Raw genomic sequence first — 18,752 nt, forward strand, 5'->3', positions numbered from 1 at the left:
GCTTTTTTATTATTCTCATCTTGTAGCTTGGTAAAATATTAGCTATAATTATTATGATTGGCTATTGGAATTTGATCCTAAGAAAGAAAATATGGTATGGAGCAATAGTCGACCCGGTTATCATCTAATATTTAAAAATTAAGGAAGGAAAATATATAATCTTTCTTAGATAGTAAGTGCGCAAACTCGCTATTTTGCCATATTTTATATAGTAATTATTACCTTGAGATCTTTCTTTATCATCGTTAATCCTTTAGCTAGACATGGTCAAGCTGCCAAAATCTGGGAACAAGTACAAAATGTTCTTGATTCGCGCAATGTTGACTATGAAGCTCATTTAACCGACCACGTAGGTCACACACAACAATTTATACATCTTAAGTTTAGTAAAATGTCACCTGAAAAAGCTAAAAATTATGTTGTTTTAGTTGTTGGTGGCGATGGTACACTTAATGAAGCCTTAAATAGTATCAAAAAAGAAGCTGCAATCGAAGTCCCCCTTGCCTTTATTCCAGTAGGACAAAATAACGGTTTTGCCAAGGGAATCGGACTTTCTGCGGATCCTTTAACTGCCCTTGAACAAGTCTTAACGGCAACCGAACCAGTTTATTATGACATTGGTGAATATCAAGAAACGACTCACAATGAACAAGGATATTTTTTAAACGACTTTGGAATCGGATTAGATGCTTACGCCACTAGTTTGAATGCAAATGCACATAAACATGTTCGGCTAAAGAAATTCTTGCTACGCGCACGTTTACGTTTTCTCGTTTATCTGATCAATATCTTTACTGCCTTTTTAAATCAAGAAGCTTTTGCAGTTACGCTACGGATCGGTGATAAATATGAATTCTTTAAGCATGCTCGGATCGTGAATGTCGCTAATCATCCTTACTTTGAAAACGGCATCGTTTTATCGCCAGCCGCTGATGTCAATGATCATCAGTTAGATTTGATCATTGCTGATAATTTAGGCTTTTTCAAATTTCTTTTATTGAGTATTGCGATTTATTTTAAAAAGCAATTGAAACTCCCTTATCTTCATCACTACAAAGATAAAAATATTCATCTGATCATTAATTCCTTAGAATATGGTCAAATCGACGGTGAAGAAGTTGGTAGTAAATATTACGATATTTTCTTTGGTTCCAGTAAATATCCTTTCTGGCTCAACATTCAAGGTGTTCCCGTCGCTAAACGCTAAAAAAGTGTCTCATAATTGTTTTTCTGCAATTATGAGACACTTTTCTTTTTTAAGTTAAATAATTTAGCGGCGTGATCCCATCCATTCCGATCATTGGATCAATTGATTCTCCAAAAACTAGCTCTTTTGTTAAAACGAACTTAGGCACATCACTTTTAGCAACTTGCTTGTCTTTTTTAATTTCCAAAACTGCTTGCAAGCGTTTGGTTAAGCTTGTTTTACGATTCAAAGCCACTGTTTTTATACATTGAGCATATGCTTCAGGCTCACCTAACAAGATCAACTTTTCCTTTGCTCGCGTCAAAGCGGTATACAATAAGTTACGGGCGAACATGCGCGAGTATTGTTTGACTACTGGCAAAACAACGATCGGAAATTCGCTCCCCTGTGATTTATGGATCGACATACAATATGCTAAGGTCAAATTACGCAGATCCTTACGTAAAAAAGTTACTTCTTGACCATCAAAAGAGACGATCAATTTATCATTTGGTGAAGGATCTTGTTTGACTTCAAGCGAAACGACCTTGCCAATATCACCATTAAAAATATTATTTTCAGGGTCATTTACTAAATGAAGCACTCGATCCCCGATCCGAAAAATATTTTTACCTGCAACCAGCTCTTTTTTTCGTTCAGTTAATGGATTAAGTAAAGCTTGGAGTGCTTGATTTAAACTGTCGATCCCAGCTTCCCCACGATACATCGGAGCTAAGATCTGAATGTCATCTTTATTGTTCTCTTTTTTTAGCGCTGCATTGACCACTTTTTCAGTAACGTACTTTACTTGTGAAGCATGACAAGCAATAAAGGAGCGGTCACTTGTTTTTTGCAACAGATCAGAAGGAACGATTCCGTCTTTAACATCGTGGGCTAAGGAAATAATGGTCGAACCATCCCCCTGACGGTAAATTTTTTCTAGTTCTTTTTTGGGTAAAGTCTCACTTGCGAGCATATCAGAAAAGACCTGCCCTGGTCCAACTGAAGGCAATTGATTCTTATCTCCTACAAAGATCACTTGCATTTGAGTGGGAATACTTTCTAACAGAAGCTTAAGTAACATCGTATCCACCATTGATGTTTCATCAACGATCAAAAGTTTTCCTTCAAGCTGCTTAGTTTCTTCGGCTAAATCATCTTCGCGCCCGTTTAAACCTAATAACCGATGTAACGTTGAGGCTGGTAGTCCAGTTGCTTCACTCATCTTCTTCGCAGCTCGCCCAGTTGGAGCAGCTAAAACGATTTGCAATTGACTAGTATCGCTTAGATCAAGTTCATTTAAATGTGCAAAAAGCCGGACAATTCCCATGATAATCGTCGTTTTACCGGTACCAGGTCCACCCGTTAATAAAAATACCGGTGAACTCACTGCTGCTTTGATCGCTTGTTTTTGATCAGCTCCATAAGTGATCGCTAAATCACGCTGGATCTTAGCCATCTCTTTTTCAAACTCAGCATCAGATGGTAACTCTGCTATTTGATATTGTAATAAACGCTTTAGCTCTTCGGCGATCACATATTCGGCTTCATAATAACTTTTTAGATAAATCATTCCTTCATCTGAAACGACTTTTCCTTGTTCGCCTAATTTCAATAGTTGTTCAGCGATCAGTTGCGGATTGATTTTTTGGGGGCGAGCTGTCTCAAGTAATGTAAGTGCAGTTTCTAATAATGATTTTGCATCAGTGTAAGTATTCCCCGCAAACAAGCTTAATTGCGCAATACTTTCATAAATTGCTGCCCTGATCCTAACTTCACACGTCGGCTCAAAGCCCAATTTAACTGCAACTTGATCGGCCCGATTAAAGCCAAAACCTTCAATATCAGCGACTAATTGATATGGATTTTCATGTAAAACTTCTAAAGTTTTCTCACGATATTTTTCAAAGATCTTGGTTGCCATACTATCAGAGAAACCTAAACTACTTAACCCGATCAAGGCTTGTTCGGCCCCGTTATCTTCACTGATCCCTGCTAATAAAGTTTCTTTTTGTTTTTTCGTTAAAGCTAAGCGCTCAATACATGTTGGATCTTTTAAAATCAACTCTACTGCATTTTCGCCTAGTTTATCAACGATTTTTTGCGCTGTTTTTTCACCAATTCCCGCAAAATGTTCACTCGATAAATAAGCTACAACTCCAGCTTTAGACGATAAGATCTCCGGTTTATAGGTCAAAACTTGAAATTGACGACCGTATTTTTGGTGCTCAACGATCCTTCCTTTGAAATAATAACTCGTGCCTTCGATCAATTCTGGAAAATTACCAGTAACGGTCACTTCTAGTTCTAAATCAAGGTCAGTCTCCTTTACTTCAACAAGGGCAACTTTATATAAACTAGCGGGTGCTTCAAAAAAGATATTCAATACTTCGCCGATCAAATACCCTTCTTGCTTTTCGTTATCAAATAATGATAGTTTCTCCTGTTGCATGCCATCTCTTCCTTACTTTTTCTTGTTTGTAGCTTGGATCACCTGCTCAACATCTTTTAGTCGTTCATTTAATTTTTGATATAATTTTGGATCACTTTTCTTAGCTCGATCAAAATACTTGCTTGGATCTTCGCCATCAACTACCGCTAATACACCTAATTGGAAATTTATCCGGGCATCAGTTGTATCTTTTGCTAAAGCTTGCAAATACATCGCCTTTGCTTGGTTAAAATCTCCTAAAGCTAAAAAACAATCTCCCATTAAGCCAAGTGTTGTTAGCGTACTTTCTAACTGATCAGCAGTCATCGCAAAGGCTAAAGCTTTTTGATAATTTTCCTTAGCATAGTAAGTTTGAGCAAGCATTAGATAAGCTTGTGCCTGTAAATCTTTGTCATTGACTAAGCTAAATTCTTTTAGCGCTTCGTCATACAAGGCACTTGCATAATAGACATTTCCTAAACCATAGTGCAACAAGGCGAGTTTTTGTGGTTTGTCCACAACTGCATTTAGTGCCCGCTTAAATAACTCTTCTGCTTGTTCATAGCTTTTTTGTTCGGTTAAAACTGTCCCTAAAGCATAATAGGCTTGTTCATCATAGGGATCTTCATCGATTTTTTTTATTAGCTTTGTCGTCAATTCCTGCGTACTTTTTTCTTGTTCTTTTCGTGTCAAATCTATTACCTTCTCTTACACAATATCACTTGCATCCAGTTCTTTATTCAAATAATCCGTCTTGTTCCAAGCTAAACATTTAAAATTTTGACCATCTTTTGTTTCTAAGATCGTTGTGCTCGTATTAGCTAAACCACCCTTAGCTCTGATCTTATCTAAGGGAACTCCCATCAAATGCCTAATTTCAGCACACAAAGCAGCTCCGTGACCAACGATCAAAATGTTGTCGTTAGGATAACGTTGACAAATAGCTTTGATCTTAGGGGTCATCCGGGCAAAAAGCTCAGGAAAAGATTCACCTTCGATCTCAGTTGGATCATATTTATCAGGATGATGCCTAAAACCGTCTAATTGAGCGGGATATTTTTTCGCTACGTCGGTAAATTTCATCCCTTCCATTTTCCCTAAATTAAATTCTTGAAAAGCAACATCTGCTTCTAATTTTAAAGGTTGGTTCAAATTAGCTACGATCTGTTGTGCGGTCATTTTAGCACGACGAATCGGGCTACAATAGATTTTGGCAAACTTAAAGTCATTTAGGTATTTAGCCAAATCTTCGATCTCACGATAACTTTGTGGTAATAAAGGTGAATCGCCACACGCACCTTGATAGCGTCCGGCTAGATTCCATTCGGTCTTACCATGGCGAATAAAAAATAATTTCGTCACTTGTCTTCCCTCTTTCTCATCTATTGGTTAAATTTTAGCACAGATTCAACAAGGCAACCACCGCACAACCATCAGTTTTAAAGTAAAAAAGACTGTAACCTAAGTCACAGTCTCTTATTTTAAACATATTGTAACATTTCACCGTTTTTATAAGCGTGATCAATCGTGCCACTACCTAAGCACTCTTCACCATCATAGAAAACAACTTCTTGACCTGGTGTAATCGCGCGGACTGGCTCGTCAAAGATAACTTCAACTTTTGTCTGGTCATCGTTGAAACGCACGGTTACGCCTGAATCCTTTTGACGGTAACGGAATTTAGCCGTGCAGTGAAATTCTTGACCACGGTCTTCAATTGGGGCCACAAAGCTTAATTCGCTGGCATCCAAGCTTGTCGCATAAAGGTAATCATGATGATATCCTTGCCCCACAAGCAAAGTGTTAGTTGCCAGGTCTTTACCGACAACAAACCATGGTTCATTGCTCTTAGAATCCCCACCGATCCCCAGGCCACGACGTTGACCGATCGTATAGTTCATCAAACCAAAATGTTCACCCTTAACTTCGCCATCAAGGGTCTTCATTAGACCTGGCTTAGCTGGTAAAAATTCACCTAAAAACTTGCTGAAGTTACGTTCACCGATGAAACAAACGCCGGTAGAATCTTTTTTCTTGGCAGTTGCTAAGCCGGCTTCTTCGGCAATTTTTCTAACTTCTTTTTTATCCATGCCTCCGATAGGAAACATTGCCTTTTGGAGATTCTTCTGGGTCAATTGGCTTAAGAAATAAGTTTGATCCTTATTTTCATCGGCCCCACGCAAAAGATGGACTGTCCCATCTTCATCACGTGAAATTTGTGCATAATGTCCCATTGCAATATAATCGGCATCCAATTCCATTGCATAATCTAAAAAGGCCTTAAATTTAACTTCTTTATTACACATGACATCTGGATTAGGGGTACGCCCTTTTTTATACTCATCTAAAAAGTACGTAAAGACACCATCCCAATATTCTTTTTCGAAGTTAACGGAGTAATAAGGAATTCCAATTTGATCAGCTACTTTAGCTACATCTTGATAGTCTTCGGTTGCCGTACAAACCCCACTATCATTTTTATCGTCCCAGTTTTTCATAAAAACTCCGACAACATCATAACCTTGTTGTTTCAAAAGATAGGCCACGACTGACGAGTCAACGCCACCACTCATTCCAACAACAACTCTTGTCTTACTATTGTCTTGCATGTAAGAAATCACCATCATTTCATTAGATTCTGAATCTCTACGATTTGAAGGTCGCTTTATCCAGTGCTTACCATTATAACGATTAATCCGTGTTTTGACAAGGTTTGCTTACTTTTTTTACCTTGAATTTTCACAATAAAAAAGCTAAGGATTTTTCTCCTTAGCTCTCTTTCATTAAACTTTTTCAATGATGTTTCGTGCTAATAAATCAGCCAAAATATATTCTAACTGTTCTTGATTAGCAGCTGCATCTTTACCTTTGAAAATATTAACTTCTTTTAGCCCATTAGCAGTAGTTGTGACCATCTTAAAACTGCCTAAATCAGCAGCTACAACTACTTTTAATTTAAAGCCTTTAAATGGTGAAGCTGGATCTAAGGAGCGTTCTAATTGAAATTTTCCGCCCTTAGTTTCCATAAAACCTGTATCGCGTAACGCATATTTTTTTACGTCACTAGATAATTGATACGTTGTGGTATCGCCTAAAATTTCCGCTGTTTTTCCATAAGCCATGTAAAACACCTCTTTACTAATTATTTTTCTTAATGCGTTGACTGATTTTAGCTAATTGTGTGGCTAATTGAGCAATTTCGTCTGCAGTATTATATTTGCCAAAACTAAAGCGCAATGATTGAACCACCCGTTCATTATCACCATACATTGCTTTTAATACATGTGAAGGTTCAAGTGAACCTGCTGTACAAGCCGAACCTGCAGCTGCTGCAAAGCCTGCTAAATCTAAATTAGTCAACATTGCATCGTTTTGACAGCCCTTAAACCAAATATTAATGATTTGTGGCAACTCATCTGCTCCCATTTTACCATTAACTTCAAAGGAAACGCCATTTTGAGCTAATGCATCACACAACTGTTGTTTAAAGCCTTGATAACGTTTTTGCAAAGTTTCGCGTTCTGCTTGTTCCAATTCAACGGCTTTAGCAAAACCAGCAATTGCTGGAATATTTTCAGTTCCCGCACGCCGTTTTAACTCTTGATCTCCGCCCATCAAATGCGAACCAAGATCTAAGCCTTCACGCTCATATAAAAAGCCCATTTGCTTAGGACCATTTAACTTATGAGCCGAGGTCGATAATAAATCGATTTGATCTCGTTGAACATCAATATCTACAATGCCATATGCTTGTACTGCATCAGTATGGAACCAAGCATTGCTCTTAGCAACGATTTCACCGATTTGCGTTAGTGGCATATGACTACCAACTTCATTATTGCCTGCCATGATCGACACTAAAATTGTATCTGGTCGGAGTGCATTTTTTAAATCAGTTAATGAGATCACGCCATTTTCATCAACGGGAAGATAAGTTACCTCATAACCGTTTTCTTCTAAATATTCCATTGGCTTTAAGACTGCTTCATGTTCGATGGCCGTCGTAATTAAATGTCGTCCTTGATTTTTTCTTTTACGAGCAGTTTGGATGATCGCCGTATTATCGCTTTCTGTACCACCACTCGTAAAAATGATTTCGTTAGCATTTTTAGCATTGAGTGAATCTGCAAAAATTTGCCGACTTCTTTCCAAGACACCACGAGCTTTGCGACCAAATGAATTAGCGGCTGAAGCATTACCAAAGACTTCAGTCATCATTTGTGTCATAGTTTCTACTACTTCAGGTGCCATAGGCGTAGTGCCCGCATTATCTAAATAAATATTTTTCACGTTGATCCCTCACTAAGCTTGCATTAATTCTAAGATCATTTTGGCAGAACGTTTACCAGCATCAATGATAAATTCATCAAATGTTTGGCCAGCATCTTCATCACCAACATCAGACATTGCACGTACGATTACAAAAGGAATCTTAAATTGGTGTGCTACTTGAGCAATGGCCGCACCTTCCATTTCACAACAAAGGGCTGCAGGATAAATTTCTTTGATCTCAGCAATCTTATCACTTGAGGCGATAAATTGATCACCGGTCACGATCAAACCTTTTTTGACCGTTAAATTTGCATTCTTAGCTGCTTGTTCAAGTGCTGTCAATAATTCTTGGTCAGCCGGATAGATTTGTGGTTGTTGTGGAAGTTGACCTGGTTTATAACCAAAAACAGTAGCATCAGCATCATGGTAAGCTGCTCCGGTTGAAAAAACAACATCACCGACATGAAGTCCCGTGCCGATCCCACCAGCTGAACCTGAGTTGATGATTCGATTGACCCCAAATTCAACGATCAAAAGAGCGGTCGTGATCCCTGCTTGGACCTTACCGATTCCGGAACGAACTAACACGACTTCATGACCGTTTATCTTTCCGGCATAAAAATCAATACCACCTAAGTTTTTTTCGGTACTCTCAGTCAAGTTAGCGCGTAACTCCTTGATTTCTTCTTCCATTGCACAAATAATACCGTACTTCATTTTCTAAATAACGACCTTTCTTAATTAGAAATTGACAAAGCGCATAAATAAAAAGACTAAAATAATTGCAACGACTAAAATACCGATCGCAAGATTGAGCTTTTTAGCAAGTCGCTTTGTCTTTTCTTCTTCATTTTCTTGTTTTTGTTGCTTACGCGCAGCCGTTCGACTATAGCTTGTAGTCTCAGTCGAAGCTGCAGTAGCTTTTTTACTCCGCCGTAAGGGCGTATTTTTTTCTTCTTCCATTAGCACCTCACTAATTCATCAATTGCCAAAACATCACTGCCATAATCGTCTTACTATCACAAATCAACCCATTTTGCATTGCTTTAAGGGCTTCTGGTAAAGTCAATTCAACTTTTTCTAAAAATTCATCTTCATCTTGTGGTAATTCTTCGGCTACTTTTTCTAAGCCACTTGCATGATAAAGATAAATTTTTTCATCAGCAAAACCTGGAGATGTGTAAAATGGCATGACTAATTCAATATTTTGGGCTTGATAGCGTGCTTCTTCATTTAACTCACGAGTAGCGGTCTCTAATGGACTGGTTTGTTCATCTGGCTCGATCTTGCCGGCTGGGATCTCTAAAGTCACTTGACCTAAAGGAGCACGCCATTGTTTGATAAAGACCATTTTATCTTCTGGTGTGATTGCAATTACACCTACAGCGCCATGATGTCTCACGATTTCACGAAAAGATTCTTTCCCATTTGGAAGCGTGACTGTTTCACGATCTAGATCGATCACTTTCCCATCAAATAAATGCTCTACTTTAGTAACTTTTTCTTCAAATTCCATTTAGTTCACCTCATTATCCTTGAATTGATTATATCAAATTGGCTTTGATCTTACACCTAAATAATAACAAGTTGCGCCTAAGACGAAAAAGTCCTAAACACAACTTGTTATCAAATCTTATTTTTCTAAGCCTTCGCTAAGTGCTTCAGGGAAGTTTTCCGCCACGATTTGGGCACAGTTTGCACACAATTCTTTAAAGCGTTCATCACTACCTACATCAAGTGTGATTCGACGACAACGTGGGCAAGTTTCACCTTCAGCATGTTTAACAACGATCTTAACGTCACCATAATCATCGGCATCTGCTGGTGCGTCAGCAAGTGGTAAAACATCTAATTCAGAGACGATCAAGGCTTGACGAACATCAGTATTTAAATTATCGAGTTCTTGTTTAACACCGTCAGAAACGTACAATTTAACATGAGCTTCAAAAGATTTACCGATCAATTTTTGATTACGAGCTTCTTCTAAACTCTTCAAGACATGGGTTCTAACTTTCATGAAACGAGCCCAATTTTCAAGGATCTCTGTTTCATGATCGAAATGTTCTACTGCTGGCATATCAGCTAATTGAACATATTCTTCTGGTTCTTTAACAAAATTCCAGACTTCTTCAGTCGTGTGTGGCATAACAGGTGTCATTAATTTAGCTAAACGAACCACGGTATCATATAAAACGGTTTGCATTGAACGACGTTTCTTAGAATCCTTAGCTTCAATGTAAACAACATCTTTCGCCACAGCTAAGTAGAAGGCAGAAAGATCAGTTGTAATAAAGTTAATGACTTTCTTATAGATATCCATGAAGTTATAAGTTGCATAATCATCAAGAATCTCTTTAGTAAACTCATTGACTTTAAGTTGCATGTATTGGTCCATTGCTTCTAATTCTTCAAATGGTAAAGCATCAGTTGCTGGATCAAAGTCAGTCGTATTAGCCAACAAGAAACGCATCGTATTACGGAACTTACGGTAGCTTTCTGAAATTTGGCTAAAGCTATCCATCGAAACACGCACGTCAGCAGAAGTATCAACGCTTAAGACCCAAAGGCGAATAATTTCAGCCCCCATCTTCTTGATAACTTCTTCTGGTACGATCGTATTCCCCAACGACTTACTCATTTTGCGTCCTTCACCATCAAGCGTAAAGCCTTGTGACAAGATCTGCTTATATGGCGCATGATTTGAAACCGCAACACTTGTGATCAAACTTGAGTTGAACCAACCACGGTATTGGTCAGAACCTTCAAGGTAAAGATCAGCTGGATAAGTTAAATAATCACGTTCGGCACAAACACCTTGGTGAGAAGAACCAGAGTCAAACCAGACGTCCATGATGTCAGTTTCTTTAGTAAACTTACCATTTGGTGAATGTTCATTAGTATAACCTTCTGGTAAGAGATCTTTTGCATCTAGCTTAAACCAAATGTTTGAGCCATGTTTTTCAATTAATTTAGCAACATGTTCGATCGTTTCTTTTTCCATGATCGCTGTCCCATCTTCAGCATAGAAGATTGGAAGTGGTACACCCCAAACACGTTGACGTGAGATGACCCAATCACCACGGTCACGAATCATATTGTAAAGACGTTTTTGCCCCCATTCTGGCAAGAACTTAACTTCATTGATTGCATTTAAGATGTTATCGCGGATCTTATCAACGGAAGCAAACCATTGTGGTGTAGCACGGAAGATGATCGGCTTTTTAGTCCGCCAGTCAAATGGATAGCTGTGTTCATAATCCATTGACTTCAAGAGTAAGTTAGCTTCACGCAATTTCTTTAAAGAAACTTCGTTAGCATCTTCGTAAAAGACACCATCAAATTCCGGACCACATTCAGCAGTTAAGTGACCAGTATCATCAACAGGAGCAAAAATATCTAAACCATATTTCATCCCCATCTTGTAGTCATCATCACCATAGCCAGGAGCCGTGTGCACTAAACCTGTACCAGATTCAGTTGTAACAAAGTCACCTAACATCACTAGCAATTCGCGATCTTCGTAGAATGGATGTTGTGCGGTAATATATTCAAGTTCCTTACCTTTAACAACTTGTAAAGTTTCAACATCTTCCCAACCAAATAATTCGGAATTCTTTTGTACTAGATCTGCTGCCATCACGAATTTACGATCTTCACCGGCTGGACGAACGACTGCATAATCAAAGTTAGCGTCGATCGTGATCCCTTCTGAAGCAGGAATCGTCCAAGGTGTCGTAGTCCAAACGATCATATATGTATTGTCATCTAAAACACCTTTGCCGTCTAAAACTTTTTCTGCGTAGTAAGCAGATGGTGAAGTCACATCATGATATTCAACTTCGGCTTCAGCTAAAGCAGATTCAGAAGACCATGACCAGTAAACTGGACGCTTACCCTTATAAATAAGTCCTGCTTCAGCCATCTTACCAAAGACACGAATTTGTTGTGCTTCATATTCTGGGTTTAAAGTTAAATATGGATTATCCCATTCACCCGCAACACCCAAACGTTTGAAGTCTTTACGTTGTTTATCAACTTGTTCTAATGCATATTCCCGACATTTTTCACGGAAATCGGCAACTGACAAAGCTTTACGGTCAACACCAGCTTTTTTCAATTGTTGTTCGATTGGTAAACCATGTGTATCCCACCCAGGAACATACGGTGCTCTAAAGCCCATCATTGACTTGGAACGAACAATGATATCTTTTGAGATCTTGTTCATTGCGTGTCCCATATGGATGTTTCCGTTAGCATATGGAGGGCCATCATGTAGTACAAATGATGGTTTCCCTTCATTTAATTTTTGGCGCTTTTCGTAAACTTTATTTTCTTCCCATTCTGTTTGACGTTCTAATTCACGAACAGGTAAGTTACCACGCATTGGAAATTTAGTTTTACCTAAATTCAAAGTATCTTTGATTCGCATATCCAATACCCACTGTGCTTGGATGGAAAAACACAGCCTTCCTTTCTTTTGGTTAAAATAAAAAGATCCCGTCCAACTAAGGGACGAGATCTCGCGGTACCACCCAATTTAAGAATTAATAATAATTCCACTCTGCAATCTTATAACGCGATCAACCCGGACAAACTTACTTTTTTCAGCCTGTCAAAAAAGAGATGATAAACTATAATTTAGAGGATGACCGGTCCTTGCACCATTTTTCCGGCTCGCTTACATCATAAAAAATAATTCGTGTTCTCTTATAATTTGTTAAGTATTGAGATTACTCGTTTTCAGAGTCATCTTCAGCAAAACTTTGTTTATCAGCTTTGCTATCAGTTGAATCTGGGAAAATCACAACTGTTTCAGCTTCTGATTCTTTTGGAGATTCAACTGCTTCACTGATTTGTGCACTTTCAGCAACATAAACATCATTGACGTCATCTTTATTGTTTGAAAATGATTTTACTTCTTTTGCATTGGCTTTGTCAAGAGTATCATCGTGACGAATTGCATCTTGAATAGCTTCGTAACTTGTAGTTTCCCCTTGCTTCAAGATGTCATCCCATTCACTCCCCTTAACAACTTCAAGTTGAGATTCTAACATAACTTGTAATTTTTGGCGGAAGATCCGAGCTTGTTTGCGCAAATCATCAGTTTCTAACGCCAAACGTTTTGATTTCTTCGAAGCTTCATCAATAATATGACGTGACTTTTCATTAGCTTGGTCAATAATATCTTGACCTTGCTTTTGTGCTTCACGATTGATGATCTCAGCTTCACGTTGTGAGTTTGCTTTAACTTTATCAGCTGCTTCTTGGGCAACAATGATCGATTGGTTCAACGAATCTTTCAAATCATTAAAGTACTTCAACTTTTCTTGACTTTGTTTCAAACTTTCAGTTAAATGTGCGTTTTCCTTCAAAACAAGTTCGTAATCTTTAATAATTTGGTCTAAAAAATCATTGACTTCATCTTGATCATAACCACGTAATTTTGTATGGAATTCTTTATTATGAATATCTAAAGGGGTCAAAGCCATCCCCAAACACCTCCAAATTTAAAATCATTTTCTAATCACTGCAACTTCTAAGCGTTGCTTCCCGCGTTTGGACATACCTAAAATATCTTGTAATTTAATCCGTCCAAAACCACGAACCGAAATAATATCCAACAACCCAACCTCAGTATCTGGCTTTTCGCTTACCATCCAGTTTAACTGAACTTTTTTAGCATTGATCAAATCTTTAACTCGTTTACGCGAAATATTATAAACACCGGAAATAACGGTATCTATTCGCAACGAACTGACTGAGAGCGTTTCAATTTCCCAATCATTATGTTGACTCACCATCTCTGAAAGTTGTATTTTTTCAAGTCGAACGTTAGTTTTACCGATCCGTTCAACTTGCTGAACTAAGTAATCACTAATATTTTCTTGGACGATAATTTGCCAGTGGGTCAAATCAGTTATAATATCACCTAAAACATCACGCTCTAAACCACAATTAGCTAAAGTTCCTAAAACCTGACCATGGGTTAAGGTGACAAATTTGGTTGGATAGTTGATCTCCAGTAATTGTAACTCGAAATCAGCTAATGTCGGCTCATAATACGTTGGGTAAAAAAGGAGGCGTTTGCGTTCAGCCTCTTTTGTGCCCCCTTCTGCCATAACCTTGATCAAATCATCATCTTGAAGCAAAAATTGTGCAATATGTTGTTGTCTTGGATCTAAAAAGTGGGTCAAGACTGGGCGATACTCAGCTTGAGCCTGGCTAATATAATCAGCCAAACTATCAATTACCGCCCGTTCTTCTGTTCTAAAATGTTGGTATACTTCCTTATTCATTTTATTATGCTCCCACGCTTAAAAGAGCAACAGACTTAACAACATGTAAACACCATTTCTAACAAACTGTAAAACGATTATCGCAACTACAGGTGCAAAACTTATTCCCGCAATTGGCGGAATAAAATCAAACAATTTCAAATATGGGTGGCATATTTTTATTAATAGTTGTCCCAATTGTGTTTGATATGCTCCTGGAAACCATGAAAGCAAGCAATAAGCTACGATAAGAAACGTATATAAACTAAACAAACCATTAATAATTCCTACTAATCCCACTTAAACTGGCTCCTTAATTATACTTATAATCACCACTACGCATCGTATCTGTCAAACTTCCTTCAACTTCAAAATCATGTGGTGTACACAAGAAAATTTGTTCACCGATCCGTTGAATCTCACCATCCACAGCAAACACGACCCCTGAAAGAAAGTCAACGACTCGGTGAGCTTGTTCGTCATCGATTCGTTGGAAGTTGACTACGGCTGCTTGACCAGCCAACAAACGCGTTGCAATTGCCTTAACGTCAGAAAAAATTCGGGGCTCAAAGAGCATGATTTTTTTCTCGACTGGACGTCTATTATTATGCAATTCCATTACGCTACCTTCATTTTTGGTTTCAACCGGCTTACGCTCTGGATATGTCTCTTCGTCTTGTTCTTCATCAAAACGATCAAAATCATCATCTGCACTAAAAAAGCCACTTAGCTTACTTGAAAATGACATCTCGATCCCCCCTCTTTAGTTTAACGACGACGACGTGTGAAAAATGGTGGATTGTTTAAATCATCCTCATCGTTTGTTTGGTCACTTGAAGAATTAGAACCAAAAACGTTAAAGTCCTTTTTTTCAACATTTTGGAACTCTGTTTCGCGTTGTTGAGCAGCTTTACGCGTACCATTGATTTGACGAGAAAGATCCCAATCACCTAATGGATCAACATTTTGTGTTGTCGCTGATTGACCAGCCTGTGTCTTTTCTTGATTTACAGCTGGGTTTGTTGGGTTAGTAAAGTTTTGCTGAATGTTGCGTGCCTTTTGCGCACCTGTTTCAGCTTTCTTTTTATCGATCCCGGTTGCGATTACAGTTACGATCACATTATCTTCTAAAGATTCATTGATCGAAGTACCAAAGATAATGTTCACGTCACTTGTAGCAGCTTGCGAAACGATATCAGAAGCAGCTTGGGCTTCAAACAAACTCAAGTCTGGACCACCAGTAATATTTAGCAAGACTTGTTCTGCACCATCAATGGAAACTTCAAGTAATGGCGAAGAAATAGCTTTCTTAGTTGCTTCTTCCGTCCGGTTTTCACCGTTAGCAGAACCGATCCCCATCAAAGCTGAACCTTGATTTTGCATCACCGTCTTCACATCAGCAAAGTCCAAGTTAACGTAACCTGGTGAGGTGATCAAATCCGAGATACCTTGCACACCTTGACGTAACACATTATCTGCTTCTTGGAAAGCTTGTAACATCGGTGTCTTTTTATCCACGATCTCAAGTAAACGATTGTTAGCAATGATGACCAAAGTATCAACGTGTTCTTTCATCTTTGCCACACCTTCAGCAGCAAAACGAGCTCGCTTAGGTCCTTCAAAACTAAATGGACGTGTTACGACCCCAACAGTCAAAGCGCCTTGTTCTTTTGCGATCTTAGCGATGATCGGAGCAGCACCAGTACCGGTACCACCACCCATACCAGCTGTCACAAAAATCATATCAGCACCGCTTAACGCTTCAGCCAAAGCTTCTTCACTTTCTTGCGCAGCCTTGCTACCGATCTCTGGGTTAGCACCTGCACCAAGACCACGAGTAAGTTTTGGTCCTAACTGAATTTTAGTTTCTGCGTTTGAATTTTTTAATGCTTGCACATCAGTGTTAGCAACAATAAATTCTACTCCTTTAACATCATCAGCGATCATTCGGTTGACCGCGTTACCACCAGCACCACCAACACCAATAACTTTAATCGTGGCGCCTTGTTGCAGTTGATCTGCATCTAATGAAAATTCCATACCTAATTCCTCCATCTCCTAATCTCTTAATCAAATAAACTATTGATCATTGCTTTGAAGCGCTCCATTCCCCGAGGCTTACCATCGTTATTTTTTTTGTTCTTCTTTTTCTTAGGATTTTCTTCAACTTCAACAAATTCATCATCAGTTTCAAATTCATCGTCTTGAGTTATATATTCCTCATCATTATCATCAAAATCGTGTGTTTGTTCAACTAATAACTCTTTTCCTTCAAGCGTTCGTCTCACGATCAAATCGATCTCGTTTTCTTGAGTTACATATTCTACTAACCCGATAACCTGTGCAAATGACGGAATCCGTAAGTTCATTTCTTGGGGGATATAGATATTAACGTTGACCCCAAAAATATTTTGTGCCAATTCTTTTACGCCTGGCAAGGCAGCTAAACCACCAGTTAAAATAATTCCACCAGGTAGCTGTAAAGCATTTATACGTTCAAGATCAGCTTTTAATTTGCCAAAAATTTGTTGTAATCTTGCTTCGATGATCTGTGCCAAATATTCTTCGGTGATCATTTCTGGATCTTGTTGACCAACAACGTTTACTGGAAAAGTGTCTTCGCTTGAAGCAAGCGTTACATCTGCATATCCATAGTTACGTTTCAAGATTTCAGCATTTTCAATTGATGTATTCAAAACAATCGAAATATCGCGTGTCACATAGTCGCCACCCTCTTGGTCAACGTATGTATACTTCAATTGGTAGTCGTGTACGACTGCAGCGGTCGTTTGTCCACCGCCTAAATCGATCAAAATAGCGCCAAAATCTTTTTCACCGTCGCTCAAGGCAACTTGCGAAAGTGCAAGTGGTGCTACGATCATATCCCTAACTTTCAAACCTGCACGTTCAATACATTTACGCGTATTGTGTAAAATGGTTTTAGGACCAGTATACATCACGCCTTGCATTTCTAGGCGAACACCGACCATGCCCCGCGGATCTTGGATCCCATCAAAACCATCGACGATAAATTCATCCGGTACAATATCGATCACATCACGTTCTGGTGGTAAATTTTGGACCAATGCAGCTTCGGTTACACGTTTCACATCAAAATCGTTGATCTCTTTTGAATTTCCATCCTCATTTCCAATAGCGATCATTCCTTTGCATCGCTCTATTTGAAGCATATTGGCTGGAACACCAACACTTACTTCTGAAATTTGGATATTTGCTTTTTCTTCAGCTTGTTTTACTGCTTCTTTTATCGCCTTAACAACTTGGTCAATATCGACGATCACTCCACGATTGAGCCCGGCAGAACGTGTATTGCCGTAACCAATAATGTTGATCTGGTCTTTGAGATACTCAGCTATTATGACTTTGATCGAAGTCGTACCGATGTCGATACCAACATAGATACTAGAGTTTCCCATCGATTTGCCTCCCTTATGATTTTAATAATGCTCTCATAGTTTATTATTTAAATTCAATAGCTTAATTCTACCACACTTATATGATTGTTGGCTACTTGTCAACCCCCCATTAATTGAATTTTTAGCACACAACTTTTTAGTTAATTCTAATTCTTAATTGTATGGGTAGGAATATGCACCAACTTCAAGATCCACGACCCCTTTTTGGTCCATGTTGGCGGTTATCTTAGGATAGTAAGCCATTTTCTTAGCTAAGTTCGTTAAATCACCGATTACTTCGTTCCCATCGTTCATGTAGATCTTAACTCGGTTAGGATTTACTTTTGTAGGACTATAGTGAATCTCAGAAACTGATTTACGCAAACTCGTTGAAAGTTCCCCTAACTGTTCAACCGCCAATTTTAATTTCTTTTGATTCTTAAAATTATAAAAGACTGGGTAACTACCAGTTACATTGTCTACCCCAACTGATAGTGTTTGACCGGTAGAACTCAAGCGATAATACTTTTTATCACGATAAACGTAACCAACAGTAGCGTATTCTTTAATATCGATCACGATCTTGTTGATATTTACATACCTTAAAGTTGCCGTTTTAACTAAGCCAACATTGTTTTCGATTTTTTGTTCGATTTTATCCGCACTGAACCAAGTTACAAAAAGAGACTCATAATAATGTAGCCCACTCGCCTTAATGACTGCTGTGCGCAAAGGTTTATCAGTTGAATTAACGGTAACTGAACTGACACGACTAATCGGTAAGATCAAGACTAAGGTAACTAATGTCATGACCGAGAAAAAAATCAACGGGAAAAGGGCTTGTTGACGTAAAGCTTTTTTTCTTTGCTCTGTCAATTTTATGAGCTTCCCATCAAATAGATCAGTTTGTTTTTTAGGCTTTTCTTTCTTACGAATCGCTTGTTGCTCTAACCAAGGTTGGAGTTTTTTATTTTGAACAGTACGCTTTTTTTTCCAAAACTTTATGATCTTCAAGCCTGCTATATAAAATGCGAGCGGGTCATTTTAACCTGCGAAAGAAATATAGTTTTTCCTTTCCAAAATTTAGTTATCTGCTGAACTAAGCTTTGCGCTTATGATTTCTGATATCAGTCTCACATTTTTACCTTTCGAACTGATATAAAAGAGGCAAG

General features: G+C 38.4%; 18 protein-coding genes. 1 reads left to right on the forward strand and 17 read right to left on the reverse strand.

The window, feature by feature from the left end; all coding sequences use genetic code 11:
• The first annotated feature begins 223 nt into the window (after window positions 1-223).
• Window positions 224-1,207 carry a diacylglycerol/lipid kinase family protein gene (locus FC32_RS09370; protein ID WP_025086885.1) on the forward strand — a complete coding sequence of 328 codons (984 nt, stop codon included), beginning with the start codon at window positions 224-226 and terminating at the stop codon, window positions 1,205-1,207.
• Window positions 1,208-1,256: 49 nt separating this feature from the next.
• Here the strand turns inward: FC32_RS09370 and recD2 are convergent, their stop codons facing one another.
• The 17 genes from recD2 to FC32_RS09455 form a co-directional block, all read right to left on the reverse strand.
• Window positions 1,257-3,638 (reverse strand): SF1B family DNA helicase RecD2, encoded by a 2,382-nt coding sequence (recD2, locus tag FC32_RS09375; protein WP_056957415.1) that lies wholly within the window; start codon window positions 3,636-3,638, stop codon window positions 1,257-1,259.
• 12 nt (window positions 3,639-3,650) lie between these two features.
• Window positions 3,651-4,310 (reverse strand): tetratricopeptide repeat protein, encoded by a 660-nt coding sequence (locus FC32_RS09380; RefSeq protein WP_025086884.1) that lies wholly within the window; start codon window positions 4,308-4,310, stop codon window positions 3,651-3,653.
• A 15-nt stretch (window positions 4,311-4,325) separates the two neighbouring features.
• Entirely contained in the window at window positions 4,326-4,979 is a 654-nt protein-coding gene (locus tag FC32_RS09385; RefSeq protein ID WP_025086883.1) for a histidine phosphatase family protein, read from the reverse strand.
• 119 nt (window positions 4,980-5,098) lie between these two features.
• Window positions 5,099-6,241, reverse strand: coding sequence for a tRNA 2-thiouridine(34) synthase MnmA (gene mnmA / locus FC32_RS09390; protein WP_081780052.1), 1,143 nt, complete (start codon window positions 6,239-6,241; stop codon window positions 5,099-5,101).
• Between the two features lie 159 nt (window positions 6,242-6,400).
• The gene (locus FC32_RS09395) at window positions 6,401-6,739 is read right to left on the reverse strand and encodes a DUF1831 domain-containing protein (protein WP_025086881.1); all 339 of its coding nucleotides are present in this window, start codon (window positions 6,737-6,739) and stop codon (window positions 6,401-6,403) included.
• A 16-nt stretch (window positions 6,740-6,755) separates the two neighbouring features.
• The gene (locus FC32_RS09400) at window positions 6,756-7,907 is read right to left on the reverse strand and encodes a cysteine desulfurase family protein (RefSeq protein ID WP_025086880.1); all 1,152 of its coding nucleotides are present in this window, start codon (window positions 7,905-7,907) and stop codon (window positions 6,756-6,758) included.
• A 12-nt stretch (window positions 7,908-7,919) separates the two neighbouring features.
• Window positions 7,920-8,606, reverse strand: a complete 687-nt coding sequence (locus tag FC32_RS09405) for a 5'-methylthioadenosine/adenosylhomocysteine nucleosidase (RefSeq protein WP_025086879.1) — start codon at window positions 8,604-8,606, stop codon at window positions 7,920-7,922.
• A 24-nt stretch (window positions 8,607-8,630) separates the two neighbouring features.
• On the reverse strand, window positions 8,631-8,852 hold the full coding sequence (locus tag FC32_RS09410) for a hypothetical protein (protein ID WP_025086878.1): 222 nt from the start codon (window positions 8,850-8,852) through the stop codon (window positions 8,631-8,633).
• 10 nt (window positions 8,853-8,862) lie between these two features.
• Window positions 8,863-9,405, reverse strand: coding sequence for an NUDIX hydrolase (locus FC32_RS09415; protein WP_025086877.1), 543 nt, complete (start codon window positions 9,403-9,405; stop codon window positions 8,863-8,865).
• 117 nt (window positions 9,406-9,522) lie between these two features.
• Window positions 9,523-12,318: an isoleucine--tRNA ligase gene (gene ileS, locus FC32_RS09420; protein ID WP_025086876.1), complete on the reverse strand. Its 2,796-nt coding sequence runs from the start codon at window positions 12,316-12,318 to the stop codon at window positions 9,523-9,525.
• Window positions 12,319-12,619: 301 nt separating this feature from the next.
• Window positions 12,620-13,378 (reverse strand): DivIVA domain-containing protein, encoded by a 759-nt coding sequence (locus FC32_RS09425; protein WP_025086875.1) that lies wholly within the window; start codon window positions 13,376-13,378, stop codon window positions 12,620-12,622.
• A gap of 24 nt (window positions 13,379-13,402) precedes the next feature.
• Entirely contained in the window at window positions 13,403-14,185 is a 783-nt protein-coding gene (locus FC32_RS09430) for a YlmH family RNA-binding protein (RefSeq protein ID WP_025086874.1), read from the reverse strand.
• An 18-nt stretch (window positions 14,186-14,203) separates the two neighbouring features.
• Window positions 14,204-14,464: a YggT family protein gene (locus FC32_RS09435; protein WP_025086873.1), complete on the reverse strand. Its 261-nt coding sequence runs from the start codon at window positions 14,462-14,464 to the stop codon at window positions 14,204-14,206.
• 13 nt (window positions 14,465-14,477) lie between these two features.
• Window positions 14,478-14,912 carry a cell division protein SepF gene (locus FC32_RS09440; RefSeq protein WP_025086872.1) on the reverse strand — a complete coding sequence of 145 codons (435 nt, stop codon included), beginning with the start codon at window positions 14,910-14,912 and terminating at the stop codon, window positions 14,478-14,480.
• 20 nt (window positions 14,913-14,932) lie between these two features.
• Window positions 14,933-16,204: a cell division protein FtsZ gene (gene ftsZ / locus FC32_RS09445; RefSeq protein WP_025086871.1), complete on the reverse strand. Its 1,272-nt coding sequence runs from the start codon at window positions 16,202-16,204 to the stop codon at window positions 14,933-14,935.
• Between the two features lie 26 nt (window positions 16,205-16,230).
• Window positions 16,231-17,601 carry a cell division protein FtsA gene (ftsA, locus tag FC32_RS09450; RefSeq protein ID WP_025086870.1) on the reverse strand — a complete coding sequence of 457 codons (1,371 nt, stop codon included), beginning with the start codon at window positions 17,599-17,601 and terminating at the stop codon, window positions 16,231-16,233.
• Between the two features lie 153 nt (window positions 17,602-17,754).
• Window positions 17,755-18,594: a cell division protein FtsQ/DivIB gene (locus FC32_RS09455; protein ID WP_025086869.1), complete on the reverse strand. Its 840-nt coding sequence runs from the start codon at window positions 18,592-18,594 to the stop codon at window positions 17,755-17,757.
• Window positions 18,595-18,752 lie beyond the last annotated feature (158 nt).

It is taken from the genome of Ligilactobacillus apodemi DSM 16634 = JCM 16172 (genome assembly GCF_001434405.1).
GTDB lineage: Bacteria > Bacillota > Bacilli > Lactobacillales > Lactobacillaceae > Ligilactobacillus > Ligilactobacillus apodemi.

Coding starts and splice junctions, on each gene's coding strand:
- FC32_RS09415 (WP_025086877.1), bottom strand. CDS start 9,405: ATGGAATTTGAAGAAAAAGTTACTAAAGTAGAGCATTTATTTGATGGG.
- FC32_RS09440 (WP_025086872.1), bottom strand. CDS start 14,912: ATGTCATTTTCAAGTAAGCTAAGTGGCTTTTTTAGTGCAGATGATGAT.
- ftsZ (WP_025086871.1), bottom strand. CDS start 16,204: ATGGAATTTTCATTAGATGCAGATCAACTGCAACAAGGCGCCACGATT.
- mnmA (WP_081780052.1), bottom strand. CDS start 6,241: ATGGTGATTTCTTACATGCAAGACAATAGTAAGACAAGAGTTGTTGTT.
- FC32_RS09430 (WP_025086874.1), bottom strand. CDS start 14,185: ATGAATAAGGAAGTATACCAACATTTTAGAACAGAAGAACGGGCGGTA.
- FC32_RS09425 (WP_025086875.1), bottom strand. CDS start 13,378: ATGGCTTTGACCCCTTTAGATATTCATAATAAAGAATTCCATACAAAA.
- recD2 (WP_056957415.1), bottom strand. CDS start 3,638: ATGCAACAGGAGAAACTATCATTATTTGATAACGAAAAGCAAGAAGGG.
- FC32_RS09410 (WP_025086878.1), bottom strand. CDS start 8,852: ATGGAAGAAGAAAAAAATACGCCCTTACGGCGGAGTAAAAAAGCTACT.
- ftsA (WP_025086870.1), bottom strand. CDS start 17,601: ATGGGAAACTCTAGTATCTATGTTGGTATCGACATCGGTACGACTTCG.
- ileS (WP_025086876.1), bottom strand. CDS start 12,318: ATGCGAATCAAAGATACTTTGAATTTAGGTAAAACTAAATTTCCAATG.
- FC32_RS09405 (WP_025086879.1), bottom strand. CDS start 8,606: ATGAAGTACGGTATTATTTGTGCAATGGAAGAAGAAATCAAGGAGTTA.
- FC32_RS09395 (WP_025086881.1), bottom strand. CDS start 6,739: ATGGCTTATGGAAAAACAGCGGAAATTTTAGGCGATACCACAACGTAT.